The sequence below is a fragment of the Acidovorax sp. NB1 genome (genome assembly GCF_005405905.1).
Lineage (GTDB): Bacteria > Pseudomonadota > Gammaproteobacteria > Burkholderiales > Burkholderiaceae_C > Acidovorax.
In genome coordinates this window covers 182,023-201,297 of the sequence record NZ_BJHU01000040.1, presented here as the reverse complement: position 1 = coordinate 201,297, position 19,275 = coordinate 182,023, and the positions used below count along the sequence as shown (strand labels likewise).

Here is a 19,275-nt window from a genome sequence, read left to right as displayed (position 1 = left end):
TTTGAACAGACGCTCAGCGCTGGCCGCGTGGCGCCGCGCGCCACTGCTCGCGCAGCTCGGCGCAGGCATCGCGGGGCGGCAGGGCCGGGGTGTCAATCACCGCGTCGGCATCGGCCGGGGCGATGGCGCCCGTGCCTGCAGCTTGTGATGCTTCTGTCTTGATAGCTGATTGGGCTTGCTGGGCGCGCGCAAGGGCCACTTTTGACCTCAAATTGTCCGGCCAGTGTGTGGGCACGCCGATGCTGCGCAGCACATGGCCGCCCCCGGCCACCAGCAGCACGGTCTGGTCGGGTCGCAGCGCCTGCTGGGCGGTGCGGGCCATGCTCGCGTCGCGGGCGATCTGGATGCGTGCCATCGGCGCGAGCTGTGATTCGGGCAGCAGGCCGCAGTGGCCGTCACGCAGGGCGGTGATCTGGCGCGCTAATGCGGCGGGGGGCAGGTGCCGGTCCCAGGCGGGCTCCTGCATGGCGGCGCGCATCTGGGTGCGGGGCAGGTTGCCGCCCAGCACGGGCACCCCCGCCGCCACGGCGGCCATCACCACCGGGCCGTAGGCTTTCCAGGGCCAGGCGGCATCGTTCCACTGCAGGGCGGCCTGGGCCTGGGCTTCGGTGGCGCCCGGCGGCAGAGACTGGGTGCTGTGCCCGCTCTCGGCCATCTCCATCACCAGGGCCGCCAGCTGGCCGCGTGCCGCCAGCCACACCACGGCCTCGCGCTGCAGGCGCTGGTGGTCGGGCGCGTCATGCTGCTCGCCCAGCAGCAGCACATCGGCGGGCAGCAGGGGGTGCAGGCGCTCGGCCCAGGGCGCGGCCTGCGTGGCGGCGGGCGGGACCGGGCCGGATGCCTGTGGGCCCGCGCAACCCGCCAGCACCAGCAGGGCGCAGCCCAGGGCGGCGGCGTGTGTGCCCTGGGCCCACCGGGTGCGCAAGAAAGAAGGAAGGGGTCTTTGCATGCTCCGATGCTACGCGGCGCGGACTTGACGCAAGTCAAGAAACTCCGCGCCCTCCCTGCCTACACTGCGCCCCATGCGGTCCAAGCCCACGCTCACCACCAAGCTCCTGGCCCTGGGCGCGGGCTTTTTGCTGGTGGCGCTGGCGTCCATCAGCCTCACGCTGTGGGTGACCTGGAAGCTCGAAGGCGGCGCTGCCGCCGTCAACGAGGCGGGCCGCCTGCGCATGAACATGCTGCGCATGGTGCTGGTGCTGCAGACCGAGCCCGCCGAGGCGGTGCTGGAACGCGCCCGCCTGTTCGACGCCAGCCTGGAGCTGCTGCGCACGGGCGACCCCTCGCGCCCGCTCTTCGTTCCTTGGAGCGACGAGACCCGCGCCCGCTTTGAATCCATCCGCACCCAGTGGGCGCAGGCGCGCAGCGGCTGGGTGGCCCCGCTGCCCCCCGACCGTGCGCTGACCCTGGCGCAGGCGGACGCCTTTGTGTTGCAGGTGGATGGGTTTGTGGATGCCATCGAGGTGCAGATTGCGGGCTGGACGGCCGCGCTGCACCTGTTCCAGCTGTTCATGATGGCGCTGGCCATCGTGGCGGCCGTGACCTTCATGGCCGTGAGTTACCTGCTCGTTATCAACCCCGTGGCACGCCTGCAGCAGGCCCAGGCCCGGCTGCGCCAGGGCGAGCTGGGCACGCGCCTGCCGGTGGACACCGACGACGAGTTTGGCCAGCTCTCGGCGGGCTTCAACCTGATGGCGCACGCGCTGCAGACCTCGCACGATGAGCTGGAGCACAAGGTGCGCGAGAAGACGACCAGCATTGCGGTGCAGAACCAGCGCCTGGCCGCCCTGTACGAGGTGAGCGCTCTGGCCAGCACGGCGGGCAGCCTGGAGCTGCTGGCCCAGGGTTTTGTGCAGCAGATCCGCCGCGTGGCGGGCGCCGATGCTGCCGCCGTGCGCTGGTCCAACGAGGCCAACGAGCGTTATGTGCTGCTGGCGGGTGACGGGCTGCCCGAGGCCATGGCCGAGGGCGAACATTGCCTGCACACCGGCAGCTGCCTGTGTGGCCAGCCACAGGCGCAGGCGCGCACCCGGGTCATCCCCATCACGCCGTCCACCGCCGTGGCTTTGCCGCATTGCCGCGACGCGGGGTTCGAGACCATGGTCACCATCCCCGTGCAGATGCAGCAGCGCCTGCTGGGCGAGGTGAACCTGTTCTTCCGCACGCCGGTCGAGATGACCGACGAGGTGCGCGAGCTGCTCGAAGCCCTGACGCGCCACCTGGCCAGCGCCATGGAGGGCCTGCGCGCCACCGCGCTGGAGCGCGAGGCGGCCGTGGCCGAAGAGCGCAGCCTGCTCGCGCGCGAGCTGCACGATTCCATTGCCCAGTCCCTGGCCTTCCTCAAGATCCAGACCCAGCTGCTGCGCGACGCGGTGGCGCGCGGCGACGAGACCAAGCGCGACCGCAGCATCAGCGAGCTGGATGTGGGCGTGCGCGAGTGTTATGCCGATGTGCGCGAGCTGCTGGTGCATTTCCGCACCCGCACCAGCGAGGAAGACATCGAATCCGCCCTGCGCGCCACGCTGTCCAAGTTCGAGCACCAGACCGGCATCGTCACCACGCTGGGCATGGTGGGCCATGGCCTGCCACTGGCGCAGGACGTGCAGATCCAGGTGCTGCACATGGTGCAGGAAGCGCTGTCGAATGTGCGCAAGCACGCCGCCGCGACGCGCGTGGACCTGCTCGTACACCGCCATCCCCGCTGGCGCTTCGAGGTGCAGGACAACGGCCAGGGCTTTGACATCGCGGCCGTGCCGCCCGACTCGCTGCATGTGGGCCTGGGCATCATGCGCGAGCGTGCCCACCGCGTGGGTGCCGTGCTGCAGGTTGAGTCCACCCCGGGCCAGGGCACACGCGTGTGCATCGAGCTGCCCAGCGGCGCTGCCGACCCTGCGGCCGAGCCGCCACCGATGCCACCTGCCGCCTGGATGCCACAGGCCCCGGCCCCTCAGGCTTCTCCCCCGCCGCTGGTGGTCACCGAGCTGGCCACGCCCGCCGCCTGAAACTTTCCCCCTTTACGCCCCATGACCTTTTCTACCGCCCCCGCACCCCTGGCCGCGCCCCCGCAGGCCACGGCGCAGCAGCCCCCGGTGACGCTGCTGGTGGTGGACGACCACACCCTGTTCCGCCGGGGCCTGATCGCCCTGCTGGGGCAAGATCCGGGCCTGCTGGTGGTGGGCGAGGCGGGCGATGCCGCCGAGGCCCTGCGCCTGGCGCCGCAGCTTGCGCCCCAGGTGATCCTGCTCGACAACCACCTGCCCGGCGTGATGGGCGTGGACGCCATCCGGGGCCTGCGCGAGGTGGCACCCGCCTCGCGCGTGCTCATGCTCACCGTGAGCGAAGACGGGCATGACCTGGCCGCTGCGCTGCGCAATGGCGCGCAGGGCTACCTGCTCAAGACCATCGAAGGCGACCTGCTGGCCGAGGCCATCCGCCGCGCCGCCCGGGGCGAGCCCGTGGTCAGCCCGGAGCTGATGGGCAAGCTGGTGGCCGCCTTCCAGTCGCAGGGCGCGCCCGAGCCGCAGCCTGCTGCGGCCATGTCTGCGCCGCTCCCAGTGGCGCAGACGCCGCCCCTACCCGACGCATCAGTCGCCGTGGCGCAGCTGTCCCCGCGTGAGGAAGACGTGCTGCGCGAGATTGCACGCGGCGCCAGCAACAAGGAAATCGCCCGCACGCTGGACATCGCCGAGACCACGGTGAAGATCCATGTGCAGCACATCCTGCGCAAGCTCGGCCTCAGCTCGCGCGTACAGGCGGCGGTCTACGCCTCCGACCGCCAGCGCGCGGAGTAGGGCGCGCAGCGCTGCATGCCAGCGCTCGTACTGCGTTCTTTTGATGCTATTAAATAGATAGCTATTGAGGTCCGCCCATAGCGCGGAAGGGCCGTTTTTTATTCAATCCACGCCGCTTGCCAGTGCGCAGGCCTGCGTCCGCGCCTGCGCCCCTCGCCTTGCGCGCTGCCTTGCTTCCTGTGCGGGCAGGGCATCCCTAGTTCTTTCGAACGATGCCCCCGCCCCTTGCTGCGTCGGGGGACTACTCCTTCTGCCGTGGCCGGGCTGTGCTTGTGAAGGATGTTCAGCGCAGCGCTGAAAACCGACCATAGCGCCATACCCAAGAGAAGAAGAGGAACCGCGCAATGGCACACACCACATTGCCCCCGGGCGACAGCCCACAGCGCACCCGCCAGGCCTGGTCGGTGCTCATCGTCAGCACCTTCGCCTTCACCGTCTGCTTCATGGTCTGGATGATGTTTGGCGTGATCGGCATTCCGATCAAGAAGATGCTCAACCTGAACTCCACGCAGTTCGGGTTGCTCATGTCCATGCCTGTGCTCACGGGCTCGCTGGTGCGGGTGCCGCTGGGCATCTGGACCGACCGCTTCGGTGGCCGCATCGTGATGGCCGCTGTCATGGCCACCACCGTGCCTGCCATCTGGATGATGGGCTACGCCACCGAGTACTGGCACTTCCTCACCATCGGTCTGTTCGTCGGCCTGGCGGGCGGCTCGTTCTCGGTGGGCACGCCCTATGTGGCGCGCTGGTTTCCCAAGCACCGCCAGGGCACGGCCATGGGCGTGTATGGCGCGGGCAACTCGGGCGCTGCCGTCAACAAGTTCGTGGCCCCGGTGCTGCTGGTGGCCTTCGGCTGGACCATGGTGCCGCAGGTGTACGCCGCCATCATGCTCGGCACGCTGGTGCTGTTCTGGCTGTTCAGCTACAGCGATCCGGCCCACCTGGTGGCCAGCAACGTCAAGTTCTCCGACCAGCTCAAGGCGCTCAAGGACCCCAAGGTGCTCAAGTACTGCCAGTACTACAGCATCGTGTTCGGTGGCTACGTGGCGCTGTCGCTGTGGATGGTGCAGTACTACGTGGGCGAATACGGCCTCGATATCCGTGTGGCCGCGCTGCTGGCCGCCTGCTTCTCGCTGCCCGGCGGTGTGCTGCGCGCCATTGGCGGCATGCTGTCTGACAAGTACGGCGCCCACAGCGTGACCTGGTGGGTGATGTGGGTGAGCTGGATCTGCCTGTTCCTGCTGAGCTATCCGCAGACCGACTTCACCATCCTCACCGTCAACGGCCCACAGACCTTCCACATCGGCCTGAACGTGTACATGTTCACCGGCCTCATGTTCCTGCTGGGCATTGCCTGGGCCTTCGGCAAGGCCAGCGTCTTCAAGTACATCAGCGACGACTACCCCAAGAACATCGGCGCCATCAGCGGCATCGTGGGCCTGGCCGGTGGCATGGGCGGCTTCATTCTGCCCATCCTGTTCGGTGCACTCATGGACCTCACGGGCGTGCGCTCCAGCGCCTTCATGCTGATGTACGGCGTGGTCTGGGTCTCGCTCATCTGGATGTACTTCACCGAAGTGCGCCGCACCCGCCTCATGGGCTCGCCGGACGCCGCTGCACAGCCCGCTGCCCGCTGATTTTTTCTAGGAAACCTCACCATGTCTGCCACCACCACCAGCGGGCGCCAGGGGCGCCTGCTCACCCTCTGGACGCCAGAGGACAAGAATTTCTGGGAGCGCGAAGGCGAAGCCGTCGCCAAGCTCAACCTGTGGATCTCGGTGCCCGCGCTGTTTCTGGCCTTCGCCATCTGGCAGGTCTGGAGCGTCGTCGCCGTGAGCCTGCCGGGCCTCGGGTTCAAGTACTCGACCAACCAGCTGTTCTGGCTGGCGGCGGCGCCTGCGCTCTCGGGCGCCACGCTGCGCATCTTCTATTCGTTCATGGTGCCGCTGGTCGGTGGCCGCCGCTGGACGGCGATCTCCACGGCCTCGCTGCTGATCCCTGCGATCGGCATCGGCTTTGCGGTGCAGGACAACACCACCGCCTACCCCACCATGCTCATTCTGGCGCTGCTGTGTGGCCTGGGTGGCGGCAACTTCAGCTCCAGCATGGCCAACATCAGCTTCTTCTTTCCGAAGGAGCGCAAAGGCTCGGCGCTGGGTGTGAATGCGGGCCTGGGCAACCTGGGCGTGTCCGTGGTGCAGTTCCTGAGCCCGCTGGTCGTCACGGCCGGCATCTTCGGCATCTTTGGTGGCGAGGGCCAGACCATCGTCAAGAACGGCCAGACCCTGCAGGTGTGGACGCAGAACGCTGCCTTCATCTGGGTGCCATGGATCGCCATCACCGCACTGGCCGCCTGGTTCGGCATGAACGACATCGCCGACGCGCGTGCCTCGTTTGCCGCGCAGGCCGCCATCTTCAAGCGCAAGCACAACTGGCTGATGTGTGTGCTGTACCTCGGCACCTTCGGCTCGTTCATCGGTTACGCCGCAGGCTTTCCGCTGCTCATCAAGAGCCAGTTCCCCAGCATCAACCCCCTGGCCTATGCCTGGCTGGGCCCGCTGGTGGGCGCGGTGATCCGGCCCTTTGGCGGCTGGCTGGCCGACAAGCTCGGCGGTGCACGCGTCACGCTGTGGAACTTCATCGTCATGGCCATCGCCGTGATGGGCGTCACGGTGTTCCTGCCGTCCGCAGGCAACGAGGGCCAGTTCGCCGGCTTCTTCGTGTGCTTCCTGGTGCTGTTCCTCACCACCGGCATCGGCAACGGCTCCACCTTCCGCATGATCCCCGTGATCTTCCTGACCGAAGCCATGCGCGGCGTGGACAAGAACGACACCGCCGCCGTCGCCAGTGCCAACAAGGAAGGCAACACCCTGGGCGCCGCCACGCTGGGCTTCACCGCCGCCATGGCGGCCTACGGTGGCTTCTTCATCCCCAAGAGCTACGGCAGCTCCATCGCCCTCACTGGCAGCCCCCATGCCGCGCTGTGGACGTTCTTCGCGTTCTACATCGTCTGCATCGTGATCACCTGGTGGTACTACGGCCGCAAGAACGCCGAGATGCCTTGCTGAGCCGCCCCACAGAACCGCACAGAACAGACAAGAAAAGGAGTCCCCGATGAGCCATTTCCTCGATCGCCTCACGTACTTCTCGCAGCCCCGCGAGACCTTCGCCCAAGGCCATGGCGAAACCAACGGCGAAGACCGCACCTGGGAGGACGCCTACCGCGACCGCTGGGCGCACGACAAGATCGTGCGCTCCACCCACGGCGTGAACTGCACGGGCTCCTGCTCGTGGAAGATCTACGTCAAGGGCGGCATCGTGACCTGGGAAACCCAGCAGACCGACTACCCCCGCACCCGCCCCGATCTGCCCAACCACGAACCCCGTGGCTGCGCACGCGGCGCCAGCTACAGCTGGTACCTGTACAGCGCCAACCGCGTGAAGTACCCCATGGTGCGCGGCCGCCTGCTCAAGCACTGGCGTGCCGCCATCGCACTGGCCAAGAGTCCGGTCGATGCTTGGGCCAGCATCGTCGAGAACGACGCCTCGCGCAGCGAATGGCAGAAGCAGCGCGGGCTGGGCGGCTTCGTGCGCAGCACCTGGGATGAAGTGAACCAGATGATCGCTGCAGCCAATGTGTACACGATCAAGAAACACGGCCCCGACCGCATCATCGGCTTCTCGCCGATTCCGGCCATGTCGATGATTTCGTACGCCGCTGGCTCACGTTACCTGAGCCTGATCGGCGGCGTGTGCATGAGCTTTTACGACTGGTACTGCGACCTGCCTCCCAGCAGCCCGCAGACTTGGGGCGAGCAGACTGACGTGCCCGAGTCGGCCGACTGGTACAACAGCTCGTACATCATTGCCTGGGGCTCCAACGTGCCCCAGACCCGCACGCCCGACGCGCACTTCTTGACCGAAGTGCGCTACAAGGGCACCAAGGTTGTGTCCATCACGCCCGACTATTCCGAAGTGGCCAAGCTGGGCGATTTGTGGATGCATCCCAAGCAGGGCACCGACGCCGCCGTGGCCATGGCCATGGGCCACGTGATCCTGAAAGAGTTTTACTTCAAGGATGGTGGCAAGGGCCGCAGCGCGTACTTTGATGACTACGCCCGCCGCTACACCGATCTGCCGCTGTTGGTGGTGCTCAAGGAAAAGACGCTGCCCGATGGCCGCACGGTGATGGTGCCTGACCGCTATGTGCGCGCCAGCGACTTCCCTGGCCAGCTCGACCAGTCCAACAACCCCGACTGGAAGACCGTGGGCTACGACGAGCTGGGCCAGGTCACGCTGCCCAATGGCTCCATCGGCTTTCGCTGGGGGGCCGACGGCCGCGCCGACCAGGGCCTGTGGAACCTGGAGAACAAGGAAGCCCGCACGGGCAACACCGTCAAGCTCAAGCTGTCGGTGATCGAAGACGGCGCACAGGCGCATGAAGTGGCCAAGGTGGCCTTCCCGTACTTCGGCGGTGTGCAGTCGCCCAACTTCACGGCCAACGAACAAGGCAGCGATGTGATGGTGCGCCCTGTGCCGGTGACGCACCTGGAGCTGGCGGGCCACGAGGCACAAGGCAAGGTGATGGTGGCTACGGTGTTCGACCTGCTGGCCGCCAACTACGGCATCGACCGGGGCCTGCCTGGTGAAGAGCCTGGCGGCAGCTATGACGCCGACCGCCCCTACACCCCTGCGTGGCAAGAGAAGATCACCGGCGTGCCGCGCGATCAGATCATCACCGTGGCCCGCCAGTTCGCCGACAACGCGCACAAGACGCATGGCAAGTCCATGGTCATCATCGGCGCGGCGATGAACCACTGGTACCACTGCGACATGAACTACCGGGGCATCATCAACATGCTGATGCTGTGCGGCTGTATTGGCCAGAGCGGCGGCGGCTGGGCGCACTATGTAGGCCAGGAAAAGCTGCGGCCCCAGACCGGCTGGACGGCGCTGGCCTTTGCGCTGGACTGGATCCGCCCACCGCGCCAGATGAACAGCACCAGCTTCTTCTACGCGCACACCGACCAGTGGCGCTACGAAAAGCTGGGTATGGAAGAAATCCTCTCGCCCCTGGCCGATGCCAGCGCCTACCACGGCGCGCAGATCGACTACAACGTGCGCGCCGAGCGCATGGGCTGGCTGCCTTCGGCGCCCCAGCTCAAGACCAGCCCGCTGCAGGTGGCCAAGGATGCCGCTGCGAAGGGCATGGACGCCAAGGACTATGTGGTGAAGTCCCTCAAGGAAGGCAGCCTGCAGATGAGCTGCGAAGACCCGGACCATCCCGACAACTGGCCGCGCAACATGTTCGTGTGGCGCTCCAACATCCTGGGCTCGTCGGGCAAGGGGCATGAATACTTCCTCAAGCACCTGCTGGGCACCACCCATGGTGTACAGGGCAAGGACCTGGGCCAGGACGAAGCCAAGCCCGAAGAAGTGCAGTGGCACGCCAAGGCACCCGAAGGTAAGCTGGACCTGCTGGTCACGCTCGACTTCCGCATGAGCACGACCTGCCTGTACTCCGACATCGTGCTGCCCACGGCCACCTGGTATGAGAAGAACGACCTCAATACCAGCGACATGCACCCCTTTATCCACCCGCTGTCCACCGCGGTGGACCCTGCCTGGCAGGCCAAGAGCGACTGGGAGATCTACAAGGGTTTCGCCAAGGCCGTGAGCGAGGTCAGCGTGGGCCATCTGGGCGTCGAGAAGGACGTGGTGCTCACTCCCATCATGCACGACACCCCCGGCGAAATGGCGCAGCCCTATGGCGTGCGCGACTGGAAGAAGGGCGAGTGCGAACTCATCCCCGGCAAGACCGCGCCCCAGGTCACGGTGGTCGAGCGCGACTACCCTAACCTGTACAAACGCTTCACCGCCCTGGGCCCCTTGATGGACAAGGCCGGCAACGGCGGCAAGGGCATTGGCTGGAACACGCAGACCGAAGTCGGCCAGCTGGGCGACCTGAACGGCCGCGTGAAGGAAGAGGGCGTGACGCAAGGCATGCCCCGCATCGTGACCGACATCGACGCTACCGAAGTGGTGATGATGCTGGCGCCTGAGACCAACGGCCACGTGGCCTGCAAGGCCTGGGAAGCCCTGGGCAAGCAGACCGGCCGTGACCACGTGCACCTGGCGCTGCACCGCGAGGACGAGAAGATCCGCTTCCGCGACATCCAGGCGCAGCCGCGCAAGATCATCAGCTCGCCCACCTGGTCGGGCCTGGAAAGCGAGAAGGTCAGCTACAACGCGGGCTACACCAATGTGCACGAGTACATCCCATGGCGCACCCTCACGGGCCGCCAGCAGTTCTACCAGGACCATCCGTGGATGCGCGACTTCGGCGAAGGCTTCGTGAGCTACCGCCCACCGGTGCACCTGAAGACGCTGCATGAAGTTGAAGGCAAGAAGCCCAATGGCAACCGTGAGATCCAGCTGAACTTCATCACGCCGCACCAGAAGTGGGGCATCCACAGCACGTACAGCGACAACCTGATGATGCTCACGCTGAACCGGGGTGGCTCGGTGGTGTGGCTGAGTGAAGACGACGCCAAGGTCGCAGGCATCGTGGACAACGACTGGGTCGAACTCTTCAACGCCAACGGTGCCATTGCGGCGCGCGCGGTGGTGAGCCAGCGCGTGAACCCCGGCATGGTGATGATGTACCACTCGCAAGAGAAGATCATCAACACCCCCGGCTCCGAGATCACCGGCACCCGTGGCGGCATCCACAACTCGGTCACGCGCATCGTGCTCAAGCCTACCCACATGATTGGCGGCTACGCACAGTACAGCTACGGCTTCAACTACTACGGAACCATCGGCACCAACCGCGACGAGTTCGTGCTGGTGCGCAAGATGGACCGCGTGGACTGGCTCGACGATGAAGCCCCCGCATCGGCCCACAGCGGTGCGCATGCCTGAAGCCGAAGACAAGGAGAAACACGATGAAAATTCGCGCACAAATCGGCATGGTGCTGAACCTGGACAAGTGCATCGGCTGCCACACCTGTTCCGTCACCTGCAAGAACGTCTGGACCAGCCGCCCCGGCGTGGAATACGCCTGGTTCAACAACGTCGAAACCAAGCCTGGCATTGGTTACCCCAAGGAATGGGAAAACCAGGACCGCTGGAACGGTGGCTGGGTACGCAGCCCTGACGGCTCCATCGCCCCCCGCCAGGGCGGCAAGTGGAAGCTGCTCATGCGCATCTTCGCCAACCCCAACCTGCCGCAGATCGACGACTACTACGAGCCCTTCACGTTCGACTACGACCACCTGCAGTCGGCGCCTGAAAGCAAGGCTGCACCCACCGCGCGCCCGCGCAGCCTGATCACGGGCAAGCGCATGGAGAAGATCGAGTGGGGTCCGAACTGGGAGGAAATCCTGGGCGGTGAATTCAGCCGCCGCAGCAAGGACAAGAACTTCGACGATGTGCAAAAGGACATCTACGGCCAGTTCGAGAACACCTTCATGATGTACCTGCCGCGCCTGTGCGAGCACTGCCTGAACCCGGCGTGCGTGGCATCGTGCCCCTCGGGCTCGATCTACAAGCGCGAGGAAGATGGCATTGTGCTGATCGACCAGGACAAGTGCCGTGGCTGGCGCATGTGCGTCAGCGGCTGCCCCTACAAGAAGATCTACTACAACTGGCAGTCGGGCAAGGCCGAGAAGTGCATCTTCTGCTACCCCCGCATTGAGGCAGGCCAGCCGACCGTGTGCTCGGAAACCTGCGTGGGTCGCATCCGGTACCTGGGCGTTCTGCTGTACGACGCGGACCGCATCCAGGAAGCCGCCAGTGTGGAGCGCGACCGCGACCTGTACCAGGCGCAGCTCGACATCTTCTTGAACCCCAACGATCCGGACGTCATCAAGCAAGCGCGCATCGACGGCATCCCGGACAGCTGGATGGACGCTGCCCGCAACAGCCCCGTCTACAAGATGGCCGTGGACTGGAAGGTGGCGCTGCCGCTGCACCCCGAGTACCGCACGCTGCCCATGGTCTGGTATGTGCCACCACTCTCGCCCATCACGGCCGCCGCCAACGCGGGCCATGTGGGCGCGAATGGCGAGATTCCGGATGTGTCGCAGCTGCGCATCCCCGTGCAGTACCTGGCCAACCTGCTCACCGCCGGTGACACCGGCCCTGTGGTGCGCGCGCTGGAGCGCATGCTGGCCATGCGCACTTACCAGCGTGACAAGCACGTAGAGCAGCGCCAGAACCTGTCGGTGCTCAAGCAGGCTGGCCTGTCGATGGCCGAGGTGGAGGAGATGTACCAGGTGATGGCGATCGCCAATTACGAAGACCGCTTCGTGATCCCGTCAGCCCACCGCGAGTACGCCGAGAACGCGTTCGACATCCGGGGCGGTTGCGGTTTCTCGTTCGGCAACGGCTGCTCCGATGGCGCCAGTGAGGTCAGCATGTTCGGCGGCAAGAAGCCTCGCACCATCCCGATCAAGGCCACGGTCTGATCGCACACAGGAAGGAATCACCATGTTCAAGAAGAACCCGACCTCTGTGCGCTTGACCCTGCGCGCCCTGGGCTACTTGCTGAGCTACCCCGATGCGCAGCTGCGCAGCGTGATGCAGCAGCTCGTCGATGCGCTGCAGGCCGAGCAGGCCCTCCCCGCCGAGCGCATGGAGGAGCTGAAGGCCGTGTGCCAGCACCTCGCGGCACTCGATCCGCTCGAAGCCGAAGCCCGCTATGTGGACAACTTTGACCGGGGCCGCCAGACCTCGCTGCACCTGTTCGAGCATGTGCACGGCGACTCGCGCGACCGCGGCCCGGCGCTCATCGACCTGATGCAGACCTACGAAAAGGCCGGCTTGCAATTCCAGGCCGACGAGCTGCCTGACCACTTGCCCGTGGTGCTGGAGTTCGCCTCCACCCAGCCCCCCGAAGTCGCCAAGGAGTTCCTGGGCGAAATGGCCCACATCCTCAACGCGCTGTTCAGCGCGCTGGTGGCGCGCAACAGCCCTTACGCCAGCGTGATTGCGGCCGTGCTCGAAGTCTCGGGCCAGCGTGTGCAGTCGGTGGCGCTCACCCCCGAGCCCGAGATGGACGAGGTGTGGGCCGAGCCCGAAGCGTTTGGGGGTTGCAGCACCCAGGGCCAGTCCAAGCCTGACCAGCCGCAACCTATGCATTTTGTTCGTACTCCCCGCGCCGAGCGGGCATCCGAAGGAGTCTCAGCATGACTACCACCTGGCTCGACACCCTGTTGTTCGGCATCTATCCCTACATCTGCTTGGCCGTTTTTTTCATCGGCAGCTGGGCGCGGTTTGACCGCGATCAGTACACCTGGAAAAGCGATTCATCGCAGCTGCTGCGCACCGGCAGCCTGCGCTGGGGCAGCAACCTGTTCCACATCGGCGTGCTGTTCCTGTTCTTCGGCCACACCGTGGGCATGCTCACGCCGCACTTCTTGTATGAGCACTTCATCAGCGCGGGTGCCAAGCAGGTCATGGCCATGGTGTCGGGTGGCCTGGCAGGTACGCTGGGCTTCATTGGCCTGTCCATCCTGTTGCACCGCCGCCTGTCGGACCCGCGCATCCGCGCCACGTCCAAGACCAGTGACATCCTGATCCTGGTGCTGCTGTGGCTGCAACTGGCGCTGGGCCTGGCCACCATCCCGCTGTCGGCGCAGCATCTGGACGGCTCCATGATGATGAAGCTGGCCGAGTGGGGCCAACGCGTGGTGACCTTCCGCAGCGGCGGTGTGGAGTTGCTGGCCGAAGCCGGTTGGATCTTCAAGGCCCACATGTTCCTTGGCATGAGCATCTTCCTCGTCTTCCCGTTCACCCGCCTAGTGCACGTGTGGAGCGGTTTTGGCACGCTGGCCTATGTGCTGCGCCCTTACCAGGTGGTGCGTGCGCGCCGCTTGAACCTGCCCGCAGGCCACATGCAGTCGCAAGACCGCCGTGCCTGAGACCTACCGATCCCCAAGGAGCACACCATGAGCGGATGTGGAACCGGGAGCTGCGGATGCGGCTCCACCGATAGCAGCGCGGCAGCAGCCCCTGCCAGCACACTGACCCCCACGCAGACTGCGGCCTACGAGGCCCTGGTAGCAACGATGGCCGATGCCCCCGTGCAGGCGATGCCAGCATCCGTAGCAAGCGGGCCGGGGGTAGTGGCTGCAATCGCACGCATCAACGGCGTGGCCCTCAACGCACCGCACGAAGTTCTGGACGAAGAGGCCCTGCGCCAACGCGCCTGCACCGAGCTGCTGCGCCAGGCGGCCCAGCAGGCGGGGTTGCTGTCGGCCGACGATGTGCCGGGTACCGAGGGCGTCATCAGCACCGAGGCTTCCAACGCCATCGAGCAACTGCTGGACCGTGAGCTGCCCATTCCCGATCCGTCGGAAGAGGCCTGCCGCCGCTACCACGAGGCCCACCCTGCAGCGCATGCCCAGGGCGAGCGTGCGCAACTGCGGCATGTGCTGTTTGCCGTGACGCCGGGTGTGGATGTGAAGCAGTTGCGCCTGCGCGCCGAGGCCTTGCTGATCGAGCTGCGCTGCGCCGACGACGGTGGTGCGAAGTTTGCCGAGGCCGCCGCCCAGTGGTCCAACTGCCCCAGCGGCCAGCAAGGGGGTGACCTGGGCTGGCTCACCCGCGCCGACTGCGCCCCCGAGTTCGCCCGCGAGGTGTTTGGCAGCGCCGAGATCGGCGTGCTGGCGCGCCTGGTGCACAGCCGCTTTGGCCTGCATGTGGTGGAAGTGGTAGCGCGTGAAGCGGGGCAACAGCCCGCGTTCGAGGACGTGCGCCAGGCCATCGCGCTCACCCTGCGCCAGCAGGCCTGGGTGAATACCCTGCGCCAGTACCTGCAACTGCTGGCAGGTGCTGCGGTGGTCGAAGGGGTGGCGCTGGATGCGGCCGAATCGCCGCTGGTGCAGTAGCGGCATGTTTGTCTGTGGGCCCTACCACCATGCCTGATGAGCTGCTGGACCGCTTGCGCCGTTTTCATGACGACGCCTTTCCCCAGTACCGCGAGCAGTTCCAGACGCTGGTGGACGAGGGGCAGCACCCCACCACTTTGTTCATTGGCTGCTCCGACTCGCGCCTGGTGCCCTACCTGCTGACCGGGGCGGGACCGGGCGAGCTGTTCCTGGTGCGCAATGTGGGGGCCTTCATCCCGCCGTATGACGGGTCGCACGGCCACCATGGCACCACGGCGGCCATCGAGTTTGCGGTACTCAACCTGCAGGTGCGCCGCATCGTGGTGTGCGGCCACAGCCACTGTGGGGCCATCAAGGCGATGTACAGCGAGGTGTCGCCCGAGGCTCCCAACCTCAACCACTGGCTGGACCTGGGGCGCGAGGCCCTGTTGCCCATGTCGCCGGGCCCCGAGGTGCTGCGCCGCACCGAACAGCGCGCGGTGGTGCTGCAGCTGGAGCGCCTCATGGAGTACCCCATGGTGCGCAGCCGGGTGCAGTCGGGCCAGATCAGCCTGCATGGCTGGCACTACGTGATCGAGGAGGGCGAGGTCCATGTGTTCGACGTGAGCACCGGTGGTTTTGTGCCTGCCTCGCGTGCGGACAACAGCGGCACAGGCCCTTACCAGCCCTATGTGGAGCACGACGGACAGGTGCTGGTGGACGAGTGATGGGCCGACGACTTGCCACGGCGCGGCATTCGGAGTCGAATGAGCGCTCCTTGACGGAACGCAACCCCGTTTCAGTGTGAAACCCAAATCATCGGCCCCCATGAAACGCGAACCTCAGCCCCCCCTCCGTGCCCTGTCCTCCCTGCAGCCCATCAGTCTGGATGTGCTGCGCGAAAAGTACCTCAAACCCGGCGAGACCACGGCCGACGAGCTGTACCAGCGCGTGGCGCGGGCCCTGGCCTCGGTCGAAAAGCCGGACCTGCGTGAAAAGTACGAAGCCCTGTTCCTGGCCAACCTGAAGGCAGGCGCCATCGGTGCGGGCCGCATCATGAGCGCGGCGGGCACTGACATCCAGGCCACGCTGATCAACTGCTTTGTGCAGCCCGTGGGCGACTGCATCCAGGGCGTGGACGACGAGGGCTTTCCGGGCATCTACGAGGCGCTGCGCGAAGCCGCCGAGACCATGCGGCGTGGCGGCGGCGTGGGCTACGACTTCTCGCGCATCCGCCCCAAGGGCGCGTACGTGAAGGGCACGGCCTCCATGGCCTCGGGGCCCTGCAGCTACATGAACGTGTTCGACCAGTCATGCTCCACGGTAGAGAGCGCGGGCGCGCGCCGGGGCGCGCAGATGGGCGTGCTGCGCATCGACCACCCCGACGTGCAGGAATTCATCACCGCCAAGCGCACGCCGGGCCGCTGGAACAACTTCAATGTGTCGGTGGGCGTGTCGGACGCGTTCATCGAGGCCGTGCAGAACGATGCACCGTGGGAGCTGGTGCACAAGGCCGCCCCGGGCGCCGCGCTGCTGGCACAGGGCGCCCGCCAGCGTACCGACGGCCAGTGGGTCTATGCCACCGTGCAGGCGCGGCAGTTGTGGGACACGATCATGAAGTCGGCCTACGACTTTGCCGAGCCGGGCATCCTGTTCCTGGGCCGCATCAACGAAGACAACAACCTGCATTACTGCGAGGACATCGCTGCGACCAACCCGTGCGGTGAGCAGCCACTTCCCTCCTACGGCTGCTGCGACCTCGGCCCCATCATCCTCACCCGCTTCGTGCGCTACCCCTTTGGCTTCGGCGGTGTGGCGGCGTTTGACTTTGAGGCGTTCAGCGAGGCCGTGGCCCTGCAGGTGCGTGCGCTCGACAATGTGCTCGATGTGACCTTCTGGCCGCTGCCGCAGCAGCGCGACGAGGCCATGGCCAAGCGGCGCATTGGCGTGGGTTTTACCGGCATGGGCAACACGCTGGCCATGCTGTGCTTGCGCTATGACCTGCCCGAGGGTCGCACCATGGCGGCGCGCATTGCCGAGTGCATGCGCGATGCCGCATACGCCGCGTCGGTGGACCTGGCGCGCGAGAAAGGCGTGTTCCCCAAGTTCGACGCCAAGGGCTATCTGGCCGAAGGTACCTTTGCCAGCCGCCTGCCGGAGTCGCTGCAGGCGGCCATCCGCACGCACGGCATCCGCAACAGCCACCTGCTGTCCATTGCGCCCACGGGCACGGTGAGCCTGGCGTTTGCCGACAACGCGTCCAACGGCATCGAGCCGCCGTTCTCGTGGATGTACAAGCGCAAGAAGCGCGAGTCGGACGGCAGCACCACCGAATACGCGGTGGAAGACCATGCCTGGCGCCTGTACCGCGAGCTGGGAGGCGATGTGAATGCGCTACCCGACTACTTTGTCTCGGCCCTGGCCATGTCTGCGCAGGACCATATCGCGATGATGGAGGCCGTGCAGCCCTTTGTGGACACGGCCATCTCCAAGACCGTGAACATCCCGGCGGACTACCCCTACGAGGACTTCAAGGACCTGTACCTGCAGGCCTGGCGCGCGCGGCTCAAGGGCCTGGCCACCTACCGGCCCAACAGCATCCTGGGCTCGGTGCTCGAAACCCATGCAGCGCCTGCGCCTGAGCCCGCTGCGGTGGCCAAGCCTGCGCCTGCAGCACCGCCGGTGGACCCGATGCGCACGGTGATCGAGAGTCGCCCGCAAGGGGGCCTCTCGGCCGTGGCCGAAAAGCTTGAATACTGGACGCAGGAAGGCCACAAGACCCTGTACCTCATCGTGTCTTTCCTGCCCGTGCCTACGGGTGTGGGTGGCCGCACGGTGGACCGCGCCATCGAGTTCTTCATGCCCGTGGGCCAGAGTGGTGAGTCGCAGCAGTGGATCACCTCCAGCATGCGCATGCTGTCGCTCGCGGCGCGTGGCGGCTTCCTGGAGCGCGCGCTGTCCGACATGCGCAAGGTGGCTTGGGACCGGGGCCCTGTGCGCCTGGGCCAGCACCGCAAGGACGATGGCACGCTGGTGCCCATGTGGCACGACTCCGAGGTGGCGGCCATGGCCTATGCGATCCAGAACATCCTGGCCCGCCGCGTGGCCGACCCGGTGCAGCAACTGCTGCCGCTGGACGAGCCCGCACCACCGCCCGTGGCCGTGCCCCAGGCCATGGCGGGCAAGAAATGCAGCGAGTGCGGCGCCCACGCGGTCATCCGCAAGGACGGCTGCGACTACTGCACGCAATGCGGGCACTTGGGGAGCTGCGGGTGACGCCTGCCCGCCCTACCATTCCCTTGGGGCTTGTCTCGGGCAAGCCCAAGGCCGAGGCGCTGGCGCAGATGGACCGGCACTGGCGCTGGCGTTATGTGATGCTGGCGCCGCACCGCCTGGGCTTTTTGCTGGCCATGGTGGTGCTGGTGGCTTCGGGGATGTGGTGGGCGCTGGTGATGGTGGACCGCTCCACCGGGTGGCTGGGCCTGGCCTGGGCGCTGCCACCCACGCTGGTGCATGCGGCCGTGATGGTGTTCGGCTTCATTCCGCTGTTCTTTTCGGGTTTTCTGTTCACCGCAGGCCCCAAGTGGCTGGGGGTTGATCCACTGCCGCCGCAGGCACTGCGCAACCCCCTGTTGGCCCAGGCGGCGGGCTGGCTGCTGTGGCTGGCCGGGGCCCACCTGCATGTGGTGGTCGCGCTGGCCGGGCTGGCGCTGGCCTGGGGCGGGCTGGTGGCGATGGCGCTGCAGTTCTGGGGCCGGGTGCGGCTGAGCCAGGCGCAGGACCAGCTCCACGCGCGCGTGATTGCGAGCGCCTGTGTGCTGGGAGGCATCAGCGTGGCCGGGCTCGGGCTCAGCCTGGCGCTGGGTGCTCCGGCCCTCGCGCGGGCCTGGGTGTTCACCGGGCTGTGGGGCTTTGTGGTGGTGGTCTACGTCACGGTGGCGCACCGCATGATTCCGTTTTTCACCTCCAGTGCCATGCCCATGGTGCAAGCCTGGCGGCCGTTCTGGGTGCTGTGGCTCATGCTTGCTGCGGCGGGGCTGCAGGTGCTGGCGACCTGGCTGGAATGGGCGGGTGTGCCGGCGAGCGCCGCAGGCCCGGCCTGGGGGCTGGTGTTCGGTGCGCTGCAACTGGTGGTAGGGGGCGTGCTGGTGTGGCTGGCCTGGGTGTGGGGGCTGGTGCAAAGCCTCAAGAACCGGCTGCTGGCCATGCTGCACATCGGCTTCTTGTGGCTGGGCCTGGCCTTCCTGCTGGGGGGCGCGTCGCAGTGGCTGGCCTGGGGGCTGGGCATGGGCGCACTGGGGTGGGGCGCTTTGCATGCGCTCACGATGGGCTGCCTCGCGTCGCTGATGCTGGCCATGGTCACACGCGTGTCCTGCGGCCACAGTGGCCGCGTGCTGGTGGCTGACCGCATTGCCTGGACACTCTTCTGGCTGCTGCAGGCGGCCACGCTGCTGCGCATTGTGGCGGCGGTGCCGGGCATGCCGGTGGGCGCGTTGCCCTGGCTGCTGCTGTTGGCTGCGGGCCTCTGGGCTGGCACCATGGGGGCCTGGGGCGTGCGCCTGGGCCGTTGGTATGGCTGCCTGCGGGCCGATGGCCGCCCGGGCTGAGAA

General features: G+C 66.6%; 13 protein-coding genes. 12 read left to right on the top strand and 1 reads right to left on the bottom strand.

Annotated elements, in window-relative coordinates:
* Positions 1-13: 13 nt before the first annotated feature.
* On the bottom strand, positions 14-949 hold the full coding sequence (locus AvAM_RS20765; protein WP_137748847.1) for a ChaN family lipoprotein: 936 nt from the start codon (positions 947-949) through the stop codon (positions 14-16).
* Between the two features lie 73 nt (positions 950-1,022).
* On the opposite strand from AvAM_RS20765, the gene AvAM_RS20760 reads away from it, so the two are divergent.
* From AvAM_RS20760 to AvAM_RS20705, 12 genes are all read left to right on the top strand, one after another.
* Complete coding sequence (locus tag AvAM_RS20760) at positions 1,023-3,002, top strand: type IV pili methyl-accepting chemotaxis transducer N-terminal domain-containing protein (RefSeq protein WP_137748846.1); 1,980 nt, start codon at positions 1,023-1,025, stop codon at positions 3,000-3,002.
* 21 nt (positions 3,003-3,023) lie between these two features.
* Positions 3,024-3,791, top strand: a complete 768-nt coding sequence (locus AvAM_RS20755; protein ID WP_249368261.1) for a response regulator — start codon at positions 3,024-3,026, stop codon at positions 3,789-3,791.
* A gap of 344 nt (positions 3,792-4,135) precedes the next feature.
* Positions 4,136-5,428, top strand: a complete 1,293-nt coding sequence (locus AvAM_RS20750) for a nitrate/nitrite transporter (protein ID WP_137748845.1) — start codon at positions 4,136-4,138, stop codon at positions 5,426-5,428.
* Positions 5,429-5,449: 21 nt separating this feature from the next.
* Entirely contained in the window at positions 5,450-6,859 is a 1,410-nt protein-coding gene (locus AvAM_RS20745; protein ID WP_137748844.1) for a NarK family nitrate/nitrite MFS transporter, read from the top strand.
* A gap of 46 nt (positions 6,860-6,905) precedes the next feature.
* A complete protein-coding gene (locus tag AvAM_RS20740) occupies positions 6,906-10,715 on the top strand; it encodes a nitrate reductase subunit alpha (protein ID WP_137748843.1) in 3,810 nt (1,269 codons plus the stop codon).
* Between the two features lie 23 nt (positions 10,716-10,738).
* The gene (narH, locus tag AvAM_RS20735; protein ID WP_137748842.1) at positions 10,739-12,262 is read left to right on the top strand and encodes a nitrate reductase subunit beta; all 1,524 of its coding nucleotides are present in this window, start codon (positions 10,739-10,741) and stop codon (positions 12,260-12,262) included.
* Positions 12,263-12,284: 22 nt separating this feature from the next.
* A complete protein-coding gene (gene narJ, locus AvAM_RS20730) occupies positions 12,285-12,986 on the top strand; it encodes a nitrate reductase molybdenum cofactor assembly chaperone (RefSeq protein ID WP_137748841.1) in 702 nt (233 codons plus the stop codon).
* Positions 12,983-13,717 carry a respiratory nitrate reductase subunit gamma gene (gene narI / locus AvAM_RS20725; protein ID WP_137748840.1) on the top strand — a complete coding sequence of 245 codons (735 nt, stop codon included), beginning with the start codon at positions 12,983-12,985 and terminating at the stop codon, positions 13,715-13,717. The genes narJ and narI overlap by 4 nt, the downstream gene beginning before the upstream one ends.
* 27 nt (positions 13,718-13,744) lie before the next feature.
* A complete protein-coding gene (locus AvAM_RS20720; RefSeq protein WP_137748839.1) occupies positions 13,745-14,686 on the top strand; it encodes a peptidylprolyl isomerase in 942 nt (313 codons plus the stop codon).
* A 29-nt stretch (positions 14,687-14,715) separates the two neighbouring features.
* Positions 14,716-15,393 carry a carbonic anhydrase gene (locus AvAM_RS20715; protein ID WP_137748838.1) on the top strand — a complete coding sequence of 226 codons (678 nt, stop codon included), beginning with the start codon at positions 14,716-14,718 and terminating at the stop codon, positions 15,391-15,393.
* A gap of 100 nt (positions 15,394-15,493) precedes the next feature.
* A complete protein-coding gene (locus AvAM_RS20710) occupies positions 15,494-17,941 on the top strand; it encodes an adenosylcobalamin-dependent ribonucleoside-diphosphate reductase (RefSeq protein WP_137748837.1) in 2,448 nt (815 codons plus the stop codon).
* Positions 17,914-19,272 carry an NnrS family protein gene (locus tag AvAM_RS20705; RefSeq protein ID WP_137748836.1) on the top strand — a complete coding sequence of 453 codons (1,359 nt, stop codon included), beginning with the start codon at positions 17,914-17,916 and terminating at the stop codon, positions 19,270-19,272. Before AvAM_RS20710 ends, AvAM_RS20705 begins: the two co-directional genes overlap by 28 nt.
* Positions 19,273-19,275: the final 3 nt, after the last annotated feature.